General features: G+C 36.8%; 24 protein-coding genes and 1 riboswitch. Of the genes, 20 read left to right on the top strand and 4 right to left on the bottom strand.

The features are described 5' to 3' along the window. The first annotated feature begins 154 nt into the window (after positions 1 to 154). The 14 genes from EM4838_RS16480 (at position 155) to EM4838_RS06880 (ending at position 12,797) form a co-directional block, all read left to right on the top strand. Positions 155 to 1,438, top strand: coding sequence for a GHKL domain-containing protein (locus tag EM4838_RS16480; RefSeq protein WP_071867430.1), 1,284 nt, complete (start codon positions 155 to 157; stop codon positions 1,436 to 1,438). 2 nt (positions 1,439 to 1,440) lie between these two features. Next, on the top strand, positions 1,441 to 2,193 hold the full coding sequence (locus EM4838_RS06940; protein ID WP_071867429.1) for a LytR/AlgR family response regulator transcription factor: 753 nt from the start codon (positions 1,441 to 1,443) through the stop codon (positions 2,191 to 2,193). Positions 2,194 to 2,295: 102 nt separating this feature from the next. Next, on the top strand, positions 2,296 to 2,862 hold the full coding sequence (locus tag EM4838_RS06935) for an accessory gene regulator B family protein (RefSeq protein ID WP_071867428.1): 567 nt from the start codon (positions 2,296 to 2,298) through the stop codon (positions 2,860 to 2,862). Positions 2,863 to 2,864: 2 nt separating this feature from the next. Then, on the top strand, positions 2,865 to 3,029 hold the full coding sequence (locus EM4838_RS06930; RefSeq protein ID WP_010735382.1) for a cyclic lactone autoinducer peptide: 165 nt from the start codon (positions 2,865 to 2,867) through the stop codon (positions 3,027 to 3,029). Between the two features lie 689 nt (positions 3,030 to 3,718). Continuing rightward, positions 3,719 to 4,285, top strand: a complete 567-nt coding sequence (amaP, locus tag EM4838_RS06925) for an alkaline shock response membrane anchor protein AmaP (RefSeq protein WP_071867427.1) — start codon at positions 3,719 to 3,721, stop codon at positions 4,283 to 4,285. Between the two features lie 12 nt (positions 4,286 to 4,297). Further along, positions 4,298 to 4,486: a DUF2273 domain-containing protein gene (locus EM4838_RS06920; RefSeq protein ID WP_065096371.1), complete on the top strand. Its 189-nt coding sequence runs from the start codon at positions 4,298 to 4,300 to the stop codon at positions 4,484 to 4,486. Between the two features lie 12 nt (positions 4,487 to 4,498). Beyond that, entirely contained in the window at positions 4,499 to 5,053 is a 555-nt protein-coding gene (locus tag EM4838_RS06915; protein WP_019724584.1) for an Asp23/Gls24 family envelope stress response protein, read from the top strand. A 34-nt stretch (positions 5,054 to 5,087) separates the two neighbouring features. Next, positions 5,088 to 5,330 (top strand): GlsB/YeaQ/YmgE family stress response membrane protein, encoded by a 243-nt coding sequence (locus tag EM4838_RS06910; protein ID WP_010735387.1) that lies wholly within the window; start codon positions 5,088 to 5,090, stop codon positions 5,328 to 5,330. Between the two features lie 553 nt (positions 5,331 to 5,883). After that, positions 5,884 to 6,954, top strand: coding sequence for an ABC transporter ATP-binding protein (locus EM4838_RS06905; protein WP_071867426.1), 1,071 nt, complete (start codon positions 5,884 to 5,886; stop codon positions 6,952 to 6,954). Continuing rightward, positions 6,954 to 7,841 carry a carbohydrate ABC transporter permease gene (locus EM4838_RS06900; protein ID WP_071867425.1) on the top strand — a complete coding sequence of 296 codons (888 nt, stop codon included), beginning with the start codon at positions 6,954 to 6,956 and terminating at the stop codon, positions 7,839 to 7,841. The genes EM4838_RS06905 and EM4838_RS06900 overlap by 1 nt, the downstream gene beginning before the upstream one ends. Beyond that, complete coding sequence (locus EM4838_RS06895; protein WP_071867424.1) at positions 7,838 to 8,656, top strand: carbohydrate ABC transporter permease; 819 nt, start codon at positions 7,838 to 7,840, stop codon at positions 8,654 to 8,656. Before EM4838_RS06900 ends, EM4838_RS06895 begins: the two co-directional genes overlap by 4 nt. Next, positions 8,640 to 9,920, top strand: a complete 1,281-nt coding sequence (locus EM4838_RS06890) for an MBL fold metallo-hydrolase (protein WP_071867423.1) — start codon at positions 8,640 to 8,642, stop codon at positions 9,918 to 9,920. The genes EM4838_RS06895 and EM4838_RS06890 overlap by 17 nt, the downstream gene beginning before the upstream one ends. A 17-nt stretch (positions 9,921 to 9,937) precedes the next feature. Continuing rightward, positions 9,938 to 11,221 (top strand): extracellular solute-binding protein, encoded by a 1,284-nt coding sequence (locus tag EM4838_RS06885; protein ID WP_071867422.1) that lies wholly within the window; start codon positions 9,938 to 9,940, stop codon positions 11,219 to 11,221. Positions 11,222 to 11,243: 22 nt separating this feature from the next. Next, positions 11,244 to 12,797, top strand: a complete 1,554-nt coding sequence (locus EM4838_RS06880) for a bifunctional metallophosphatase/5'-nucleotidase (RefSeq protein WP_071867421.1) — start codon at positions 11,244 to 11,246, stop codon at positions 12,795 to 12,797. A 76-nt stretch (positions 12,798 to 12,873) separates the two neighbouring features. Here the strand turns inward: EM4838_RS06880 and EM4838_RS06875 are convergent, their stop codons facing one another. Next, a complete protein-coding gene (locus EM4838_RS06875; RefSeq protein ID WP_071867420.1) occupies positions 12,874 to 13,641 on the bottom strand; it encodes an ankyrin repeat domain-containing protein in 768 nt (255 codons plus the stop codon). Positions 13,642 to 14,080: 439 nt separating this feature from the next. Here EM4838_RS06875 and EM4838_RS06870 point away from each other — a divergent pair, with 439 nt between their 5' ends. The 6 genes from EM4838_RS06870 to EM4838_RS06850 all read left to right on the top strand — a co-directional run bounded on the left by EM4838_RS06870 (position 14,081) and on the right by EM4838_RS06850 (position 20,450). Next, positions 14,081 to 15,424: a lytic polysaccharide monooxygenase gene (locus tag EM4838_RS06870; RefSeq protein WP_071867419.1), complete on the top strand. Its 1,344-nt coding sequence runs from the start codon at positions 14,081 to 14,083 to the stop codon at positions 15,422 to 15,424. A gap of 149 nt (positions 15,425 to 15,573) precedes the next feature. Further along, complete coding sequence (locus tag EM4838_RS06865) at positions 15,574 to 16,188, top strand: flavin reductase family protein (RefSeq protein WP_071867418.1); 615 nt, start codon at positions 15,574 to 15,576, stop codon at positions 16,186 to 16,188. Between the two features lie 162 nt (positions 16,189 to 16,350). Further along, positions 16,351 to 16,517: riboswitch (M-box (ykoK) riboswitch) on the top strand. 100 nt (positions 16,518 to 16,617) lie between these two features. Then, positions 16,618 to 16,773 (top strand): hypothetical protein, encoded by a 156-nt coding sequence (locus EM4838_RS16475; RefSeq protein WP_157811373.1) that lies wholly within the window; start codon positions 16,618 to 16,620, stop codon positions 16,771 to 16,773. A gap of 63 nt (positions 16,774 to 16,836) precedes the next feature. After that, a complete protein-coding gene (locus tag EM4838_RS06860; protein WP_071867417.1) occupies positions 16,837 to 17,718 on the top strand; it encodes an LCP family protein in 882 nt (293 codons plus the stop codon). A 311-nt stretch (positions 17,719 to 18,029) separates the two neighbouring features. After that, on the top strand, positions 18,030 to 20,063 hold the full coding sequence (gene pbp4 / locus EM4838_RS06855) for a penicillin-binding protein PBP4(5) (protein WP_071867416.1): 2,034 nt from the start codon (positions 18,030 to 18,032) through the stop codon (positions 20,061 to 20,063). A gap of 102 nt (positions 20,064 to 20,165) precedes the next feature. Next, positions 20,166 to 20,450 (top strand): hypothetical protein, encoded by a 285-nt coding sequence (locus tag EM4838_RS06850; RefSeq protein ID WP_071867415.1) that lies wholly within the window; start codon positions 20,166 to 20,168, stop codon positions 20,448 to 20,450. A 70-nt stretch (positions 20,451 to 20,520) separates the two neighbouring features. Here EM4838_RS06850 and EM4838_RS06845 read toward each other — a convergent pair whose 3' ends face one another. The 3 genes from EM4838_RS06845 to EM4838_RS06835 form a co-directional block, all read right to left on the bottom strand. Next, positions 20,521 to 21,672: a cation:proton antiporter gene (locus EM4838_RS06845; protein WP_010735399.1), complete on the bottom strand. Its 1,152-nt coding sequence runs from the start codon at positions 21,670 to 21,672 to the stop codon at positions 20,521 to 20,523. A gap of 174 nt (positions 21,673 to 21,846) precedes the next feature. Then, positions 21,847 to 22,374: a DUF308 domain-containing protein gene (locus tag EM4838_RS06840; RefSeq protein WP_071867414.1), complete on the bottom strand. Its 528-nt coding sequence runs from the start codon at positions 22,372 to 22,374 to the stop codon at positions 21,847 to 21,849. A gap of 69 nt (positions 22,375 to 22,443) precedes the next feature. After that, on the bottom strand, positions 22,444 to 22,794 hold the full coding sequence (locus EM4838_RS06835; protein ID WP_071867413.1) for a DUF2200 domain-containing protein: 351 nt from the start codon (positions 22,792 to 22,794) through the stop codon (positions 22,444 to 22,446). Positions 22,795 to 22,909 lie beyond the last annotated feature (115 nt).

The raw sequence follows: 22,909 nt of genomic DNA, 5'->3' as shown, positions 1-22,909 counted from the left end.
TTTTGTTGAAAAGGATTAAAACGTTTTTGTTATCGAAAGATACATAAAATGAAGAACTTAGGCTTTGTTTAAGAAAAATAGGTTAAGAAGCAATTCTTTGTTGTTTTTGGTTTGTTGTGTACGTGAGGACTTACTTAAATTAGGGGGACATTTTGTGAATTTAGACACGCTGGAAAGCTTGTTGATTGTCATCGTTCAAACGGCTTGCATCTTTTGGGTGACTAGCTATTTGGATACGCATTTAAAAAATCGGTATTACGTCATTTTGTCGATCATTGGAATCATTTGCTATATGGCACTTTATTTTGTGATCAATGTTTTTGCAACTGCAGTTTTATGGGCTAGTTTATGTGCCGTAACTTATTACTTCCGGCGAAATATTTATATTGCGCTATTTATCCCTTCTGTCACATTCTGTTTATATATTTTTTCCGATTATATCATCAATTTCAGTTATACGATTCTTCACTTGGTTCTAAATATAAGATTAACTGTGATTTTAGGAACCCTTCTTTTTTTCTTCTTTGCATATATTTTCAAAACACGGTTATTAGAAAAGTGCTACAAAGATCTCTTGACGATGAAAATCAGCGGAGTCATTGCGACAGCGACGATTTGTGTCTATTTTAGTCTAGTGGTCATAGAAAGATTTCCTAATTTGCGCATTTATTTGATCGATGCACATGAGCTATTCATGATATTGTATGGGCTGTTGTCAGCAATCATTTGTTTTTCTTTTATTTTCATAAAAAGAACGGAATATGAAAATAGAGAACAAAAACGCCAAATGAGTTACTTGATCGAATACAGTGAACAAGCTGAAAAAAATTATCTAGAGATTCTAAAATTTAAACACGATTACAAAAACATTCTTATTTCATTAGAAGAGTATATCGAAACTGAAGATCTAGCAGGACTAAAGGATTATTTTAGAAATAGTATCAAGGCGACAGGTTCGATTTTTGATCAAGAAATTTTCAGGATGTCTTCGATTTCGAATATAAAAATCCGAGAAATCAAAAGTGTGATCATGAGCAAGTTATATATGGCACACCAGAAAGGGATACATGTGAGTATTTCGGTGCCTGAGGTGGTCAATCATGTGGAAGTGTCTACGATGGTACTCGTAAGAATGCTGGGGATCATTTTGGATAATGCAATTGAAGCCTCAGAAGAACTTGAACATCCAGAGATCGAACTAGCAATCGTGGCAGACCATAAAGACTGTACCTTTATGTTGATCAATAACTGTCCAAGTGATTTGCCTAAATTACATGATTTAAAGAAAGCAAGTTTTACAACAAAACCCGGTAATTCTGGGATAGGTTTGACAAATCTGGATGAGCTAGTCCAGTTGAATGCAAATGTGTTTTTAGATACAAAGATCCAAGATGATAAGTTTATACAAATCATAACTATATGTGAGGTAGAGGGGTAAGTATGTTAAAAATTTTTATTTGTGATGATGAAGAGATCCATCGTAACCGCATCACCAACATTATTAAAAATTACGTAATGATGATGGATTATGATGTTGAGTTCCAACTAGCTGCAGATAACCCGTATGATATTTTATCTTATGTATCAACTAACAAAACAGAGGGTATCTATTTTTTAGATATCGATTTAAATTCAGATATCAATGGCGTAGAACTAGGGAAGCAGATCCGACTGTATGATCCAACAGCCAAAATCATTTTTGTTACGACGTACACCGATTTTGTCTATCTTACTTTTCTTTATAAGGTAGAGGCGTTGGATTATATAATCAAAGATAATGAAGAACAATTGCAACAAAAAATCATCAGTTGTATTGATATTGCGATTGAACGATATATGAATACTGCGTTGTCTACTAGAGAACAGATCTGGCTAAAAAGCGGTGCCGTCGATGTAAAATTATATGTTGATGAAATTCTCTTTTTTAGTTCAAGTCCAACACCACATAAACTGATCGTACACTTGGACAATCGCATGATTGAGTATGCGGGGAAAATCAAAGAAATCGAAAAATTAAGTGATTCTTTGTGTCGTTGTCACCAATCGTTTGTCGTCAATTTGGCAAACATAGCAGAAATCAATAAGAAAGAGCGAAAAGTGATCATGACGAATGGGGAAGAATGTTTAGTCTCTACCAGGTATTTAAAAAAATTAGTCACTCGCTTTGAAAATGAGTTTTCGCCCAAAGCATAAATGCATCGATTTTTGCACTTTTGACAAAATTAGAAACACTTTTGATAAAATAATCTATAGATTAGTAAAATAGGTATAATAAACTGCGAAGGAGCGTGAAAGATGACTGAAGAGTACATTTCAATAGAGGAAAAATTATCAAAGAAAATAAGTGGACATTTCGCTTCACAATTAGGCCTTTCACCGATTGAACAAGCAAAGATGGAATATGGGTTATCGATCCTATTTGTTGATCTGTTCAAGATGATCGTGATGTATGGGATTGCGTTTCTCTTACACATTGTGGGAGCAGTGTTCATCACACACCTTGTATTCATCTCAGTTCGTTTGACAACGAAAGGATTTCATGCAAGTAATAGTGCAGTTTGTACAATACTTAGTGTGCTGTTCTTGGTTGTTTTGCCTTGGATCACCGCTTCGATTGGTTTTGAATTGACTCGTCCTTTGTTTGTTCTCGGAATTCTATTCGTTGGCTTAGGAATACTCGTAAAAGAGCGAACGATCAATCAAACAAAAGGACCTTTCCGATTAAGAAAAACGGTCTTTATCATTCTGTTCATCACAACGATCGGCGTGCTTTTACCTAGTGACAGTATTCGTACATATCTCTTGTTAGGTCTAGCAATTGCTACATTGTTGATGTTTATTAAAAATAAAGGGGTAGAGTAAATATGTTAACAAGTCTAAAAACAAAGAAATTACAAATGATGCAGGTTATCTCAACAATGGCGATTGCTATCGCAACTTATGCAATGGGAACGATCGGTGCGGATTGCACATTCGTTATCTACGAACCAAAAATGCCAGAAGCATTAAAAAATGAAATGAATAAATAAAAATAAAAAAGCAATTTAGAAAAAATCTAAATTGCTTTTTTTTTTGTAAATGTCAATTCATTTCTTTCGATAATTTTGTAGTAAGAGAACGAATAAAAAGAAAAATAATGATTCCCACAACGTAGTTGTCCAGCTAAATTCTTTTGACACCCCAAAAAATAGATTGCCAGCATTGGAAACAATCAAATAAATAATCGTTATTATAAATGCGTATATGGATTTTTTTAACATGTGACACCTCTTTCTAAGAATAATAGCTTAACTAAATCAAATTACTATTATTCTAACATTTTTCTTCAACTTATTATAAAATATTTCAATGATTTTTGAAAAGGGTATCATCCTTTATAATAAAAGATTAAAACATTTGGTTTGAAAGCGGGAAATTATCGGTTCTCGCTGTATTTTGTCATTTTTATTTTTTATTTTGTAATATAAATGAGCATTATCTTTGCAATTTTTAATCTTGAATACTATTCTTGTAGTATAGCCAGCAAGAAACAATAGAAGTTATATAATAATTGTTACTGTTATTTAAGATTTCTATACAGGGGAGAGTACCAAAGTTATTTTGAGCCTGCACTTTTTGGTAGCGCTTACTTAAAGTAGGTATTCCTATAGGTTCCTCAAGCGATATACTTGTTGGTCATGTGTTGAAAATAAAAAATAAGATACTTAGGAGGTGGAAAATGAATAAGGGGGTAAAGATCATCGGTGTAATTGTAAGCATAATTTTACTTTCAGTACTTTTGATCATCGCTCTAGTTAATGCACCATATGTCTTACCTGAACAATTGGAACGTTTTCGCTTTTTTACGATAACAAATTATTATATGCAACAATATATTTTCTGGGCTGCAGTCGTATTTGCAATTGTTGTCGTTCTCATCTTATTATTTGTTCTTTTCTATCCAAAATCGAAAGGAACCTTCGTATTAAAGCACAAAGATGGAAAATTGACGTTGGATAAAAAAGCCATTGAAGGACTGACTCGTTCGTATCTACACGAAGAAGAATTCATTCAATCACCAAAAGTCAAAGTACGATCAACAAAACAGAAAATCAATATTCATGTAAAAGGCGATCTAAAACGTACTTCTTCTCTTATTGGTAAAACAGAAATGTTGATGCAAGAAGTGAGAGAGCAAGTTGCCAATGTCCTTGGTTCAGAACAAGAGATCAAAGTAGCTGTCAATTATAGTAGTTATCAAGATGAAAAAGAACATGAAGACAACCAGCACTCACGAGTAGAATAGGAGGGCACACAAATGAAAGAATTCTTTTCACTATATAAGCTCCCTATTATCTTTGGGGGTCTTGGCTTACTATTAGCCGTTTTATGGTTAACAGTTGGATTTTTCAAAACTCTTTTAATATTGATCATGACCGCTATTGGTGTGGGTATTGGTTTTTATTTAAAAGAAACAAGATTATTAGATGAATATTTCAAATCATAGGAGGAATTTAATATGGAAAACAAAGATTTCAAAAACGTGAACACTACTACAGGTACAAATCCAGTTGCTGACACTGCAGCAAAAGGTGAATTGACTTATGAAGACAAAGTCATTCAAAAAATCATTGGTTACGCATTGAAAGATGTTGACGGTTTGTTGACTCTTGATGGTGGATTTTTCTCAAACATTGCTGAAAAATTAGTCAATACAGACAACGTGACTGCTGGAATCAATGCAGAAGTTGGTAAAAAACAAGTTGCTGTTGATTTAGATGTAGTTGTTGAATATGGCAAAGATATCGAAAACATTTATGATCAAATCAAAGAATTGATCAGTACAGAAGTGAATGAAATGACTCATCTTGATGTGATCGAAGTCAATGTAAATGTTGTTGACATCAAAACACAAGCAGAATACGAAAAAGATCAAGAAACAGTTCAAGATAAAGTAACTGATGCAGCAAAATCAACTGGTCAATTTGCTTCAAAACAAACTGACAAAGCAAAATCAGCTGTTGGCAAAGGTGCGCAAAAAGTAAAAGAAAACAATGAACCACGCGTACAATAAACTTAATTTTTTAGAATTTTAGGAGGAAACAATTATGGGATTTATTTGGTCATTAATCGTTGGTGGTATTATCGGAGCAATTGCAGGAGCAATCACAAATAAAGGTTCTTCAATGGGCATCATTGCGAATGTAATCGCAGGTCTAGTTGGATCAGCTATTGGTCAAGCACTTTTAGGTACTTGGGGTCCAGTGATCGGTGGAATGGCAATCGTACCATCACTTATCGGAGCAATCATTTTAGTATTGATCGTTTCATTCTTTGCACGTAAACTTTAAGCAAAGGGCGCTTACTCAGATTGAATGATTTGAGATTAAGTAATAGATCGACTAAACATTCTAACCGACCACAAAGAGTAGTTTCTGTACTTACTCTTTGTGGTCGGTTTATTTGTACATATTTTCGAACATCCATTGTTTGTGTGTTTCAATCGATTGATTAATTTGAATCGCTGTGTTGCCCATAAAAATAATATGTAAACTATATTTTTTTGATATTAAAAAAATAACAAAATGTTTTATCCATAGCATTCTTTGAGGTTTAACTGTTAGACAACTGTTATTTCTTGTCTTAATGTTAAATGTTGCTATAGATAAAGCATTTTTTCTTTGTTATCCTTTTATTGAAATATTATATGAAGAGTTTTCATAAGTATCATTTTATAACATTGATTTCAATTTTTACCAAAAAACAACCATAAAAACAAGGAGTTGAGAATATTTTCAAGATATTTACATATAATATATGTAATCTAAATATTCGAACGTTAAGATGAAGATATAGAAAGAAAACAGCTGTCATAAAAATATATGGAAGAGTGGAGGGTCACTTATGATTGAGGTGATCGGATTACAAAAAACTTTTGATAATGGCTTTGAAGCATTGAAGCAAGTGGATTTTACGATAGAAAAAGAGGAACTTGTTTGTCTTTTAGGTCCTAGTGGTTGTGGTAAATCGACAATGTTGAACCTCATCGCAGGACTGTTACAACCGACAGATGGTGATATTCGTTTTAAGGGGGAATCGGTCATAAAAACGGAGCCCAAAGATCGAAATATCGGATTCGTATTTCAAAATTACGCATTGTATCCACATATGACTGTTTTAGAGAACATCATGTTTCCATTATTAGTTGGGGATAATAAAAAGAAAAAAGGTGATGCTAAAGCGATTGCTGAAAAATATATGGAATTAACCAATATCAAAGAGTTACAGAATAAGAAACCTGGAACTTTATCTGGTGGGCAACAACAACGAGTAGCTATCACGAGAGCGTTAGTACAAGAACCAGAAGTCTTATTATTGGATGAACCTTTAAGTAATCTGGATGCTCGATTACGCTTGAAGATCCGTGAAGAGATTCGCAGGTTAGTGAAAGATGTGGGGATCACAACGATTTTTGTCACCCATGACCAAGAAGAAGCTTTATCGATCAGTGACAAAATCATCTTGTTAGAAGATGGCAAGATACAGCAAGAAGATGATCCTCAAAATCTCTATTTAGAGCCAGAAAATTTATTCGTTGCAAAGTTCATCGGTAATCCAATCATTAATTTTTTACCAATTGAAATTGTCGATGATCGGGTCAAACATGCGTCATTTGATTTACCACTCACTCATTTTATTGAAAAGCGTTTCAAAAAATCGATCACAAATGGGAAATATTACTTAGGCATGCGTCCTGAAGATATTTTACCAAGCGATAGTGGTCCTTTAAAAGGGAAGATTGAAAGTGTTGAGTTGATTGGTCGTGAACGAATTTTACACTTTGAACTCGCAGGAGAGCGAGTAAAGTCAATCGTAGGGGTGGAAAATGAGATCACTGAAGGAACTACGGTTACGTTTGACTTAGCTTATCACAAAGTGTTCCTATTTAGCTTTGATGGAGAGAGGATCTATTGATGGGAAAGAAAAATTATAATTCTGAAAATCAATTAAAAGCTTGGTATTTTTTACTTCCAGCATTACTTGCAATTTTTGTATTCAATATTTATCCGCTTTTTCGGGCTTTTTTTATGAGCTTTCAAAAAGGGACATTGATCAATCCTCGATTTGCAGGAGTTGAGAATTATCAACGTTTGCTTAGTGATCCAGTATTTTTCCGCGCGTTGAAAAATACTGCGTTCTACAGTTTTACCGTCGTACCAATTGCTTTGATTCTTTCACTGGCGATTGCGTGGGTGATTTTTGAAAAAGTAAAGTACAAGTCATTTTTTGAAGCAATTTTTTTTATGCCTTATGTCACGAGTACGATTGCGATCGGTATTGTTTTTCGCTATTTTTTCAACGGATCATACGGGCTCATCAATTACTTACTTGAATTTTTTGGGCTCCCACGAGTGAATTGGTTAGATAGTGTATCAATGAGTATGCCGACTTTGATCCTCTTTGGCATTTGGACGAGTTTAGCTTTCAATATTATCATATTATTAGCGGGATTCCGTAACATCGAGAAAGAGCATTACAAAATCGCGAAGATGTTTGGCGCAAATGAATGGGAGATTTTTGTGAAGATTACTTTGCCACAATTGCTTCCTACACTCACGTTCCTCTTAACAGTCAATTTGATTGGTGCATTTAAAATCTATACGCAAGTTTACGCACTATTTGGTGGTCAAGCTGGGATTGCTAAAAGTGCGATGACCGCAGTATTTTACATTTATGATAAGTTCCATGTTGCAGGTAGACCAGGTCTAGCTATGGCAGCAACACTTGTTTTATTCTTGCTTATTCTAAGTATTACTTTTTTCCAACAGTTGATTTTGAAGAAAGTGGGGAGAAAAGGATGAAAAAAATCGTTACATTGCTCTCACTCTTATTTTTGACACTCCTAGGAATCATTACGGTGTTTCCATTTATCTATATGATACTTGGTGGATTGATGACATATCGGGAAGCGACAAGTATTCCACCAACTGTTATACCTGATTCCTTTCAATGGGTGAATTATTTCACAGTATTCGAAAAAGCGCCATTTATCCAATACTTCATCAACACTTTATTTGTATCGTTAGTGACCACAGTGGCAACCGTTCTCACTTCACTGTTTGCAGCATTTGCCTTAGCAACTTTGGAATTTCGCTACAAGAAAGTAGTGATGGTAGGATTGATTTCTTTGTTGATGATTCCATACGAGTCGATCATATTTACGAATTATAATACAATCGCACGTTTAGGCTTATTGAACTCTTATACAGCTTTGATCTTGCCGTTTTTGACGAGTATTTTTTATATTTATTATTTGACTAATTACTTGAAAAGTATTTCGCGTTCCTTTTATCAAGCAGCTAAGATCGATGGAGCTTCTGATATGGAATATATCAAAAAGATCCTTATTCCGATGTCCAAGCCAGCACTGGTCACAGTAGGGATTTTGACTTTCATTTCGAGTTGGAACTCCTTTTTATGGCCGTTATTGGTCACAAATGACAAAAAATTTCGATTATTGAACAATGGCTTATCTGCATTTACGAGCGAAAGTGGCAGTGACGTTCACTTACAATTAGCAGCAGCTACTTTAACCGTATTACCAATCGTGCTTATTTACTTTATTTTTAGAAAAGAAATCATCCGAGGAGTGGCAAAAAATGGGATCAAAGGCTAATCAAAAAACCAGCATTACCTTTCACAGTGGGCTCTTGACGATTGGTGGGACAGTCATTGAAGTTGCTTACGGCGACGATAGAATCTTTTTTGACTTTGGAACAGAATATCACCCTGAAATCAACTTACCAAATGAAGAGCTATCGACTTTACTAGATGTGGGATTTATTCCAGCAATTGATATTTATGATCCGCGATTGACCACACGCAAGAGGGATTCTAAGTTTGTAAATACCGCCGTATTTTTATCGCATGTTCACTTGGATCACACAAAAATGATCAATTATCTTGATCCAGAAATCCCATTGTATACATTAGAACCAACCAAAGTTTTATTGGAAAGCTTAAATCGTAACGGAACATTCTTGCTGTCTTCACCTTATATAGAAGGAAATACACGAACGATCAAAACGATTGCGCCTTGTCAGGATCTTCACATCGGCGAATTGATGATTCGTTTGTTTCCTGTAGATCATGATGCGTATGGTGCGGCAGCCTTTCTTATCGAGACACCAACTGCTTTGATTGCTTATTCTGGTGACCTTCGACTTCATGGATTTGATCGACATTTGACAGAGACCTTCTGTGAAGTGGCACAGAAGGTCGATGTATTGATGCTTGAAGGAGTCAGCATTAGTTTCCCGGAAAAAGAGAAGAAAAATGAGGCATCACCAGACAGTGAACGAGCGTTGACGGAGCAACTGGTGAAGATGATCCAAGAAAACGAGAATCGTCAATTGACTTTCAATTTTTATCCAGCCAATATCAAACGCTGGGAAGCTTTGATTGATGCTTCCCCACGACGAGTAGTTGTCGAAGCAGAAATGGCTTTACTCTTACAAAAAGTCGCAAAACGAGAAGTCCCTTATTACTACGCTGAGAAGAAAGAGCGGATCGGTACATTAGACCCCCGACTTGAGTATTCTTACGAAACTTTATTAGCAGATTCGACGGATTATTTCTGGCAATTTGTTGGTGAGGTTGATTCATTACAAAAAGGAGGTCTGTATATACACAGTGATGCCCAACCATTAGGCGAGTTTGATCCCCAGTACGCGATTTTTAGAGGAGCATTTGAAAAGCAACAAGTGGAGTTTAAGCAGTTATCATTATCAGGTCATGCAAAACCAGCGGATCTAGCTGAAATCATCGATCGGATAAAACCAGCTATGTTGGTTCCCATCCATACTTTAAAACCTGAGAGTATGCACAATCCATATGGAAGCAGAGTATTAGTAAAAAGAGGCGAAACCATTCAACTATAATCGGAGGAAAATGAAAAATGAAATGGACAACTATTAGTAAGTTTTTGGTAGCATCAGCAGCTGTAATGACTTTAGGCGCTTGTGGGAACACTGGCTCGAATGCCTCTTCATCTAGTGAAGAAATCGTCACTGATCTAACAGAAGAGACGACGATCACTTTTTGGCACGCAATGAATGGTGCGCAAGAAACAGCGTTACAAAAAATGACCGATGATTTTGTCAAAGCAAACCCAACTATCAAAGTCGAATTGCAAAATCAAGCCCAATATTCTGATCTACAAGCAAAGATCAATGCTACTCTTCCATCAGCAGGAGATCTTCCAACAATCACTCAGGCATATCCTGGTTGGTTATATAACGCGGCTCAAGATGAGATGCTCGTCGATCTACAACCTTTGATCAATAATGACACGATTGGATGGCAAGACCAAGAAGAGATTCGCACCTCTTTGATGGATGGCGCCAAGATCGATGATGTCCAGTATGGTATTCCTTTTAATAAATCGACTGAAATGCTCTTTTATAATAAAGATATGTTAGAAAAATATGATGTCCCTGTGCCCACGACATTAGATGAACTAAAAGAAGCATCAAAAACGATTTATGAAGCAACGAATGGCGAAGTGGTAGGAGCCGGATTCGATTCTTTGAACAACTATTATACGATCGGTATGGAAAACAAAGGAGTCGAATTTGACAAAGAGACAGATTTGACTAGTGACGAATCCAAAGAATTGATCAACTACTACGCGGAGGGTGTCAAAGATGGGTACTTCCGGATCGCAGGATCGGACAACTATTTATCTGGTCCGTTTGCCAATCAAAAGGTAGCGATGTTTATTGGTTCGATTGCAGGGGAAGGCTATGTAAAGAAAGATACGGAAGGTGTATTTACGTATGATGTTGCTCCACGTCCTGAAAAAATCAATTTACAACAAGGAACGGATCTTTATATGTTCAGTAGTGCCACACCAGAAGAACGGACAGCAGCATTTTTATATATGAAATTCTTATCAGAGCCAGAAAACCAGTTGTATTGGGCAACCATGACTGGCTATATGCCAACGATCGAATCAGTATTAGAAAGTGATGACTACAAAAATTCATCTGAAACAAAAGTACCACGACAGTTAGAGGGTGCAACTAAAGAATTGTTCTCGATTCCAGTTGTGGAGAATAGTGACAATGCGTTCAATGAAATGCGTACGATCATGGAAAATATATTAGCTAATACGAATCAAGATACAGATCAATTGATCTCAGATTCAGTACCCCAGTTAGAAGACGCTTGGAATCAATAAAAACGACTGAGAGGATGAGATAATGGAAGTGACAATCCTTGCAACAAGTGACATGCACGGTTACATTCTGTCGACGAATTATGCCAGTGACTTAGAACAACCATTTGGCGTGGCGAAAGTAGCCGGAAAACTGAAGGAATTAAGACAGGCAGTAAGCGGTCCGGTATTCATGATTGAGAACGGTGACTTTATCCAAGGTTCGCCACTTAGTTATTTTGTTGCAAAACAATCGGAGTATTCTGTCTCGACGTTAACGAAGCTTCTAAACGGCATGAACTATGATGTTGGTGTGTTAGGCAATCATGAATTCAATTATGGCTGGTCCTATTTGAATGAAGCAATCCAATCCTATGATTTCCCAATAGTCGTGGCCAATATGTTGAGGAAGAATCAACAGGAATCAGTTTTACCTCCGTATCAGATCATTGAGAAACAAGGGATCAAAGTGGCTGTTTTGGGACTCGTGACCCAGTATATCCCCAACTGGGAAAACCCTGAAACAATCAAGGATCTTCATTTTATGTCGGCTGTTGAAACCGCCAAAAAATACGTGCCTTTATTACGTGAGTTAGCAGACTTAGTCGTCGTCGCATACCATGGCGGTTTTGAAAAAGATTTAACAACAAACGAGCCGACTGAAGCATTGACCGGTGAAAATGAAGCCAGTCGGTTGTTACAAGAAGTGCCTGGGATCGATGCGTTAGTCACAGGGCATCAACATCGTGAGCTTGCTGAAATCGTCAATGGGGTACCTGTGATCCAGCCAGGCTATCGTGGGGCTTTTGTAGGAGCAATCCAACTAACTGTCAAAAAACAAGACAACAAGTTTGTCGTCTTGGATCACTCGTGTAAACTTTATCCAACGAAAGAGGGTTCTCCAGATCCTACAATCCTTAAACAAATTGAACCGGTTTCTAAAGCATTAGATATGTGGCTAGACCAACCAGTGGGAGAAGTGCTGGGCAATCTACGGATTGTTGATCCTATAGCAGCAAGAGTCAATGAGCATCCATATATTGAACTGATCAATCGAATACAGATGGATGCAACTGGAGCAGAGATTTCAGGAACAGCCTTATTCAATAATGAAGTGACGGGATTCCCACAATCTGTCAGCATGCGTCATATTCTTACGAATTATATTTACCCGAATACTCTGGCTGTTGTACGTGTGACTGGACAAGAACTGAAAGCAGCGCTCGAACAAACAGCTGGTTACTTAATGGCAACCGATGAAGGAATTACGTTTGACCCAAAGTATATCCAGCCCAAGCCTCAATATTATAACTATGATATGTATGAAGGTATAAATTACACGATTGATTTAAATCAACCAATCGGTCATCGTGTGACACGCTTTGAAAAAGCAGGAGAGCCAATTCCCTTAGATAAACCACTAGAAGTGGTGATCAATCAATATCGAGCAGTAGGTGGTGGTAATTATAAGATGTTTTCAGCGGAGAAGATCGTAAAAGAATGTCCAATCGATATGACCGAATTGATTGCCGACTATCTCAAACGAAAAAAAGTGATTGTTGCAAAGGTGAATCATAATTTCAACGTGATCGGCAAATAAAAATATTAGCATGAAAATCTCCCTCGAATGCGTGTACATCGCATTTTAGGGAGATTTTTCAGCGCTTATATTTATTTTATGATTGAGTCAGTTGTGCCAATATCTTAGTATATCCCAGTTCTCTAGCATAATCTTCCGCAGTTTTTCCTTGATTGTCACGTAATGTTTTGTTTGCGCCATGATTCAACAGTTCTTTAACGATTTGTTGATAGATTTCAGACCCATCTCGTAAAGCAACTGCTTCAATCAACGCGGTATAACCATAATTATTTTGATGGTCGATGTCCACACGTGCGTCGGTTAATAGAAGTTTCACATTATCTAAATGGCCTTTTTCAGCTGCTGGAATCAAGGCATTACCGCCAAAACGATTGACAATTGCTTGATTTGGTTCACGATGTTCCAACATATAAGATAGAATCTCTGTTTTTCCTTGTGCGGCAGCGTAAAGGTAAGGGCTGTCTTGGATCGTATCCTGGATGTCGATCGACGCACCATGATCGATCAGAAGTTTGGCGATTTCAACAAAATCATGATGGGTGGCAATCAGTAAAGGTGTCTCACCTTTGTCATTTTGTTCATCGATTGAATACTCTGTTTTTAGAATATCCTCAACTTTCTTTCGATCGTTGTCTTCAACTGCGGCTAATAAACTGCCAGATGCGTAACTCATAAGCGATTCCTCCGTTTCTTCAATTAAATGATCGGTTTGTTCAGTGGTTGTTTGCTCGATAGTAGAAGTGGTCCTTTTCGTTTGATCAGGAACGGTCATCTGCTGTGGCTCTTCACAACTCGTTAATGAAAACAGTAAAACTGCAAAGGGTAAGATCAGCCAAGCGCTCATACATACACCCCCCTTTGTATCATCATATGATGAAGCAATTGATACCGCAAATGAATGAACTTACACCAGCAAAAGAGCAAGGGGATAGATGTTATTATAGCTAGAGTTATAGTTTTTTTTACAAATAAGAAATAACGAAAATTGAATCATTCAAACTTTGTTAATTTATAATAAAAAAATTAAGAATAGAAACAAGTAATATTTTTTTGGAATATCTATTACTAAAATACGTCCATAAAATCTTGTTTATACAACATTTTGTACGGTGTTTTAACATTTTTTTTGTAATTTATTATTACCTTGCTTGCGGTAATAACCGGTTAGATTTAATCATATCTGTCTGTTATTCTTAATTTAAGATAACAAAAGCAAATACATAATAGAATTTTTTTGAAAAATCTGGAGTTATCTATATTAATCGTTAATTATGGAGGGAAACATGAAAAAACAAATTTTAGGAACCATTTTATGCTCAAGTATTTTATTTGGAGCAAGCTTAGCAATTGGTGGGAATGAAGCATCTGCACATGGATATGTACAGTCTCCTATCAGTCGTGGGTATCAAGGACATTTAGACAGAAATTCAAACTGGACTGCTGCTTTTCAAAAATATGGGGCTGTTATCAACGAACCTCAATCTTTAGAAGCATTAAAAGGATACCCACAAGCTGGACCAGCCGATGGACAAATTGCATCAGCAGGTGGTTCGCTTGGTGATTTCAATCTTGATCAACAAACCTCAACTTTATGGACAAAACAAGGAATCAACCAAGGTGCGAATTTATTTACATGGCGCTATACTGTCGGACATGCGACGACAAAATGGCATTATTATATGACGAAAGCTGACTGGAACCCAAATGATAAATTGGAACGTTCTGATTTTGAATTGATCGGTACAATCAACCATAATGGAACACCAGCATCAACGACACCACACGCAATCAACGTACCAAGTGATCGTTTAGGTTACCATGTGATTTTAGCTGTTTGGGATGTAGCGGACACAGCTAATGCATTCTATAACGTGATTGACGTGGATGTAAAAGGTGATTCAGCTATTCCTGTGAAACCTCAGGCTCCTCAAAATGTACGTGCTGAAAATGTGACTGCTTCTTCTGTAGAATTAGCATGGAATGGACAAGCAAATACTGTATCATATAACGTTTACCGTGACGGTGAATTAGTTGGCAATACAAATGATCCAGAATTTAAAGATGCAGGACTAAATGAAGAAACAACCTACAACTATGAGATCGAAGCAGTTAGCCAAACTGGATTGACATCTGACAAAACAACGATTTCAGTAACAACTAGAGCGACAACTGCGGAAGAAAAACCAACTGCTCCTAAAAACTTACATTCAATGGGTGAAACGACTTCAAGCGTATCATTGATGTGGGGAGCTTCAACACATACACAAGGAATCAAACAATATGATATTTATCGTAATGGTCAGTTAGTGGCTTCAACACCATCTACGAGTTACACAGATGAGAACTTAGCTTCTGGTACAACCTATTCATACGTGGTACGTGCAATCAGTACTACAGACGAAGTTTCAGACGCAAGTAACACTCTATTAGTGACAACGAAACAAGATGAAACAATCGAAGGTGTCCGTGAATGGAGATTAGGTTCTATGTCTTCACCGGAACTTTATACTGCAAACGAAGAAGTAAGCTTCCAAGGACGAGTATACACAACCCTTGTAACACATTTTAACTTTGGTGATGTAACATGGTCTCCAAATCAAGCGCCGACATTATTCCGCTTGAAATAATCAAATTCACACTCAGTGCATCTAACTGCACTGGGTGTTTTTGTATCAAAAAAGCTAGTAGTAAGAACGTTTAGTTGACAATGCTTTAGATTGTTCGATACCATGATTATCATCAGAAATGGTCATTCAACCAGAAAGTAGGAAAAGAAATGTTCAAACGAGTACCTTCAGACTTAACAGAAAGAGAAAATTATAAACTATTGATCGGTTCAGTTATCCCTCGTCCGGTGGCAGTGGTTGCAACAAGATCTTTACAAGGAGTGACCAATGTTGCACCATTTAGTTACTTCAATATTGTTAGTTCAAATCCACCGATTCTTTCTTTAGCTATCCAAAGAAAAAATGGGGAGTGGAAAGATACGGCAAAACATCTTATCGATACAAAAGAAGCAGTGATCCATGTTCTAGACGAAAGAATTCTGGTAGATGCTAATCAGACAGCTGCTAGCTTATCGAGCGAAGAAAGTGAATTGACGTTGACTTCTTTCACTACTTCCGAATCAGATACTATCAGCGTCCCAAGGATCAATGAAGCAAGTATTGCCTTTGAAACGACACTATACCAACACGTGCCGATCAAAAAAAAACAAGAAACGACCGCTGATTTATTTTTACTGCAAATTTCTACTTATCAAATAAGTGAAGCTGTTTATGATGAACAAACAGGCTATATTGATCCGAAACAGTTACAACCAATCAGTCGCTTAGCAGGAAACGACTACGGAAAGTTAGGTGAGATCATTCGCTTGTTGCGTCCGGAATAAATGTACGTCGATAACGCAGTTTTTTCTAACGTAAAAATGATTTATGGATCAAATGATATCCTCATATTTATTAAATAAAGTTTAATTTAGTTATTTTATTCTTTATTTTATTGATTATCGATGCGAAGAGGAATATGATAAATTTTGTGAAAATCAAATAAGTACTAACCTTGTTAGGTGAGGCTCCTATACAAACATAGGCTATTGCCCAGAAACGTCGAAAGACGCCAATGGGTCAAACAGGAATTGTCGGATTAAGGCTTTTTCCAATAGCTAAGAATACGTTCTTTACGTTGTATAGTGCTAAAACTCGGACGATGAGATGATGCTAGGTCAGAAATCTTGTTCGAAAAGGTTTCTGGCCTTTTCTTATGCTTTCTTTCCCTTTTTTGCTCGCTTTGCCTAACTTGTGTCTGGAGAAGAAAGGGGATGCGCTGGAACAAGCTATTTGATTTTATCAACAGAGGTATTCATATCACTACAAAGAATGCTGCACGAAATAAACCAGATAGACAAACAAAAAAGGTCGACGAGTTGCAGCTCAATCGACCGAAAGACATGAAAGAGAATAAACTCTTTACTTGACTCATCATAATAGACAAAGCTACACGTTTCAAGTAGAAGAGTTTGAAAGGAAGGGTCAACTGAATGAAACCATTTCAAAAAATCGTATTAAGTATCTTGTTAGTACTTGCAATGGTCATTGGCTTTTTTTCTTTTGAATTTATTCAAGGGTTCTCATCAGTGAAACAATCTGCAACAGTTGAGAAAGTCAATGCACAAGATGTCCCATCGATCATCAATGTGGCATTGATCGGTTCTGATGCACGATCAAAAGAAGAAAATGGCCGTTCAGATTCTTTGATGGTCGCCCAATATGATCAAAAGACCAAACAAGCCAAATTGATTTCTATCATGAGAGATTCTTACGTCTCTATTCCTGGTTATGGAATGAATAAGATCAACGCTGCCTATTCTTATGGTGGTATCGACTTATTGAACCAAACCTTACAAGAAAATTTCAAGTTGGAGACCCCTTATTATGCAAGTATTACGTTTCAAGATTTTATTGATTGTATCGATGAATTGTTTCCAGATGGCGTAACGATCGATGCAGAAAAAGATTTAGATTTAGATGGGGTAGCTATCAAAAAAGGAAAGCAAACGATGGACGGAAATACCTTGCTACAATATGCTCGTTTTCGTGAAGATGAAGAAGGTGATTTTGGACGTATCCGTAGACAACAACAAGTTGTTGAGGCGGTAGCCAGTCAATTGAAAGATGTCACATCGATCATCAAATTACCTAAGGCGATCGGTAAACTTTTAGGTAGTATCCAAACAAATCTACCGGAAAGTGTTCTGTTAGATTGTGGGTTAGATTTCCTAAATGACGAGAAGAAAATCGATACACTATCCGTGCCCGTTGATAAAAGTTGGGACTTCAATGATAATACACCAGCTGGTAGTGTCTTGGAAATCGACTTAACTAAAAATCAACAAGCGATACACGAGTTTTTAGATAAATAACTAAATGACTATATTGATAGAGATCGAGGCATAAGTGTTTAGCCTCAATAAATAAGGCACCATCCACGAAAATTGTTCCTCAAATTTTTATGGATGGTGCCTTATTTCCTATGAAGTTACATCTGTCCCCACCGTTTATTCGATTTTAGCAAATGCGAGAGGGCAAATGTCCCACTCTCTATTTTTGATTAAAATAAAGTTAATATAAGAACAGTACTGATTAAGAATCATTTGGGCTGCTATTCTATTTCCCCTTCCATGTGTTAGAATATCTTTGATTCGTACTTTTAATAAAGAGAGGTATTCAAAACATGAAGAGGAGTGACAGACAAAAGAAAAAATCGACTGGCATCTATATTGGAGCGGGAATCGTCGTCTTGCTTGCAGCAGCTGGTGGTGGCTTCTTTTATTATCAACACGTCCAGGAACAACAAGCGGTAAAAGCTGGAGAAAAAACGATTGAAGGATTTATCGACTCTCTGAACCAGGAAAATTATGAAGAAGCGGTGAAATCACTTCAAGTAGAAAACGGTAGTGATCTTACTGAACAAGATATTTTAGAGAAATATCAAAATATTTATGGTGCAGCAGAAATCAGAGGGATCAAACTCTCAGATTTATCCGTGACGAAAAAAGAGAATGATACGTATGAATTTACGTATAAAGCTAAAATGAATACGACGCTAGGTGAATTGAAAGACTTAGCATACGAAGGAACCTTGTCGCAAGAAGGAGATCAAACCAAAATCAATTGGCAACCTAATTTGATTTTTCCGCAAATGGAAGGGCAAGATAAAGTCAGCTTAAGCACAGACATAGCGGCTCGTGGTGAAATCTTGGACCGCAATAAACAGCCCTTAGCCACGACCGGAAAATTAAAACAATTAGGTGTCGTACCTGCAAAATTAGGTGAGGGTGAGGAAAAAACAACAAATATCAAAGCAATCGCTGAAGCCTTCGATTTGACTGAAGACAGTATTGAACAGGCGATTTCTCAAGGTTGGGTCCAACCCGATTACTTTGTTCCTTTAAAGATCATTGAAGGGGAAACACCAGAACTTCCAAGTGGAGCAACGATCCAAGAAGTTGACGGTCGTTATTATCCGTTAGGGGAAGCCGCTGCCCAATTGATTGGTTACGTAGGAGATATCACCGCAGAAGATATTGAAAAAAATCCTGAGTTGAGTAGCACAGGAAAAATCGGGCGTTCGGGCTTAGAGATGGCTTATGACAAAGAATTAAGAGGAACGAACGGTGGGAAATTAAGTGTGACAGATGAAGAAGGAAATGAAAAAGCTGTCTTGCTTCAACATGAAGTGAAAAATGGTCAGGATATCCAGTTGACGATCGATGCCAATGCGCAAAAAACGGCATTCGACAGTCTAGATGGAAAACCAGGTTCTACTGTGGCGACAGCCCCTAAAACTGGAGATTTGTTGGCACTTGTCAGTTCACCTAGCTATGATCCAAATAAAATGACGAATGGTATTTCACAGGACGATTACAAAGCTTATGAAGAAGATCCCAATCGTCCGTTTATTAGCCGTTTTGCAACAGGTTATGCTCCGGGTTCAACATTTAAAATGATCACCGCAGCCATCGGCTTAGATAATGGGACATTGAATCCAGATGAAATATTAACGATCAATGGATTGAAGTGGCAAAAAGATAGCTCTTGGGGTTCTTACCAAGTGACACGTGTCAGTGATGTACCACAAGTGAACTTGAAAAATGCTTTAGTTTATTCTGATAATATCTATATGGCACAAGAAACATTGAAAATGGGGGAAGAAGCCTTTAGAAAAGGACTGAATCAATTCATTTTCGGTGAAGAGCTAGATTTACCGATCCAAATGGATCCTGCGCAAATCTCAAATGAAGACTCATTCAATTCGGAGATTCTGTTGGCAGATACTGGCTATGGTCAGGGACAATTGTTGATCAACCCGATCCAACAAGCTGCGATGTATAGTGTTTTTGCAAATAATGGCAGTTTAGTTTATCCACGATTAGTCATGGATCAGGAAACTAAAGATAAGAAAAATGTGATCAGTGAATCAAGTGTCCAAACGATTTTGCCAGATTTAGTCGACGTTGTGCAAGATCCTAACGGAACTGCACATTCTTTAGCTGCTCTAGGCATTCCGCTTGCCGCGAAAACAGGAACAGCTGAAATCAAAGAAAAGCAGGATGAAAAAGGACAAGAAAACAGTTTCCTTTATGCGATCAATCCTGATACAAATGGCTACTTGGTGATCAGCATGTTAGAAAACAGAGAAGAAGGCGATTCTGCTACTAATCGAGCGCCTGCTTTATTACAATATTTGAACCAAAATTACCAATAAATATAGAGTTTGAAATCGGATACAAAATCATTGGTTATTTTCCTTTTCTAGTGATACACTAGTCTATAGAAACGAGTGTAAATAACAAGAGGAGGAGACAAAATGACTGATGTTCCAAGAGCATTAAAAGCGGAGATGGCAGCAAGCATGTTGAAGATCCAATTTGATAATGGGGAAACAAGATATTTAAAATCACATTTAGCCAAAGAACATGCAGAAGCTTTTTCGATGAAAAATGGCAAGAGAAAGAATAGTTTATTGGCTTCACAAACAACCTGGGTAGGATCGACCATTGAAATTCAACCAGATGGCACTCTTGTTCTGAATGAAAATGATTATTACTCGCCAGAAGAGTTATGGAACGATAGCAAAGAGCATATTATTTAATCAAAAATAGAGCCTTTCTATTAGATTCGAAAAATCTAGTAGAAAGGCTCTCTATTTATCTGAGAACGAATCACCCATGATACACTTTTCTAGTAAAGTATTTAAGAATCAATGGAGAGATCAAGGTACTTAATAAGATTACGATCACAAGTGGAGAATAATATTTTGCTTCAATCAATTGGCTTTGTTGTCCAATTTGTAAAATGATCAGCGCCATTTCCCCACGTGAGATCATGCCAGCTCCTACCATAAAGGCACTATTCGTTGAAAAACCGGCTACTTTCGCCCCTAGATAACCACCACCAAGTTTAGTCAAGACTGCAACAGTCGTTAGGATCAAGATAAAAATCAATTGTTCTCCAAAGTTAGAGAAATCGACTTCTAGTCCAACACTGACAAAAAAGACTGGGATAAATACGGCATAACCTAATGCCTCGACATTATGATACACTTCTTCTTTGACCGAGGTTTGACTTACCGCGATCCCTGCAAAAAATGCACCAATGACTGAACTTAGTCCAATCAAATCAGCAATGTAGGACATACCTAGACATAAAACCAAGGAAACAATGATAATCGCAGAGTTAGCATAGATTTTTCCAGCTAGTGACATCAAAAATGGGGCAATCCATTTGACTAATAAAAATATAAAAATAAAGTAAATCACTTGCTCCAATAAAAGAAGCGGTAAAGGGAGGCTGCTGCCAGATTCTCCCGTCAAAAATGATAAGCTGAAACTTAACACCAATACAACAAGAATGTCATCAACTACTGAAGCGCCTAAGATAGTCGAACCTTCTTTTGTATTGACTACATGAAGTTCTTTCAATACCTCAACAGAGATACTTACAGAAGTTGCTGCGAGGATGATTCCAAAGAAGATAGCTTCATTCCTAGTCACTTGGAAAATTTCACCTGTCAACCAACCAAATAATACGGGGAGTATGATCCCTAATAAAGCAACGAACATTCCTGGTCGAAAGTATTTTTTCAAAAGAGAAAGATCGCTTTCCAATCCAGCTAAAAACATCAATAAAATGACACCTATTTCTGAAAAATCGTGGACGAGAATATTTGGATGCACCCATCCCAGACCCGCACCACCAAGCAAGACGCCAACGAGTAGTTGACCAATCACCGCAGGTACACCAAACCTCCGTGAAAGGTGAGAGCCAATGGTTGTCGCTAACAAGATCAAACAGAGAATACCTATAAATTCCATTCTTTTCATCCTTCCTTTCTCAAAAAAGAATTTATTTTATTCGTGTCAAATGACCTCCTAAACAGGATAACATAAATAACGTTATTTATGTAGTATCGTCCATTGTGTGGATAGATGAAAGCGCACGACAAAAAAGGCTAGGCATTAAGCCCAACCTCGAATTTAAATAACTAATCAATTGACATACATATTTCTTACTTTAAAGTAGTTGATGATTTCAGAAATCCCCATAAAGATCAAGATACCGCCAAAGATTTGGAAAAGTACCATCAAGCTTTGGAATGGATTAAATAATAAAATCAATCCGCCAATCAGTAAAATCACGCTGTATAATGACCATCCTTTTGATTTCGTATTCAAACTGATGAATAATTGAAATGCGCCATTTGCCAAAATCATCAAGCCTAAAAGAATTGGTAAGATCGAAACGATTGCTGATGCAAATAAGAACACGATCAGTCCGAAAATCAGAAAAGCAATTGCACTGAAAAGTCCAAATCCCCAAGCACCCGTTTTTTGCTTGTTTTTATAGGCTTCAAATAAATTGATCAGACCTAATAAAACAAAATAAGCAGTGATAAGATAGCCGACAAAATTAAATACGGCAGTTGGATTGATGACTATGGCGATACCAGCAATGATATAAATAGCTGCTCGTAAAATAGCATGTCTTTGAAAATTACTTCGAATAAGTTCATACATTATTATAATCTCCTTTTTTTTATTTTAACGGTTATTGATGTATAAACCAACTAATAACTAGTAATTCCATTATTTTCTAAGGATTTTTTCCATTTTCTTTCCTTTGGCTAACTCATCGATCAACTTATCCAAATAACGAATTTCTTGCATCAATGGCTCTTCAATATTTTCTACTCTAACACCACAAATGACGCCAGTGATCAATTTTCGGTCAGGATTCAATCTCGGTGCCTCAGCAAAGAAAGTTTTGAAGTCCTTTTCCAGTTTGATCTGTTCTTCTAATTTAGTTTGTTCATAGCCGGTCAACCAATAAATGATTTGGTTAACTTCCTCTTTTGTACGATTTTTTCGTTCTGCTTTTTTTAGATAAAGAGGATAGACAGAAGAAAAAGGCATAGTAAAAATTCGATGTTCAGTCATAAAGAAGCTCCTTTTTCCATTATTATATAATGAACTGTTCAAAAAGAATAGCTATAGTGTCAAGTCTCATGAAAGTTCAGTGAACAAGGGGATAGATAGTAAGAATGCTACATGA

The organism is Enterococcus mundtii (assembly GCF_002813755.1).
GTDB lineage: Bacteria > Bacillota > Bacilli > Lactobacillales > Enterococcaceae > Enterococcus_B > Enterococcus_B mundtii.
This window is presented reverse-complemented; position numbering and strand designations above follow the sequence as displayed.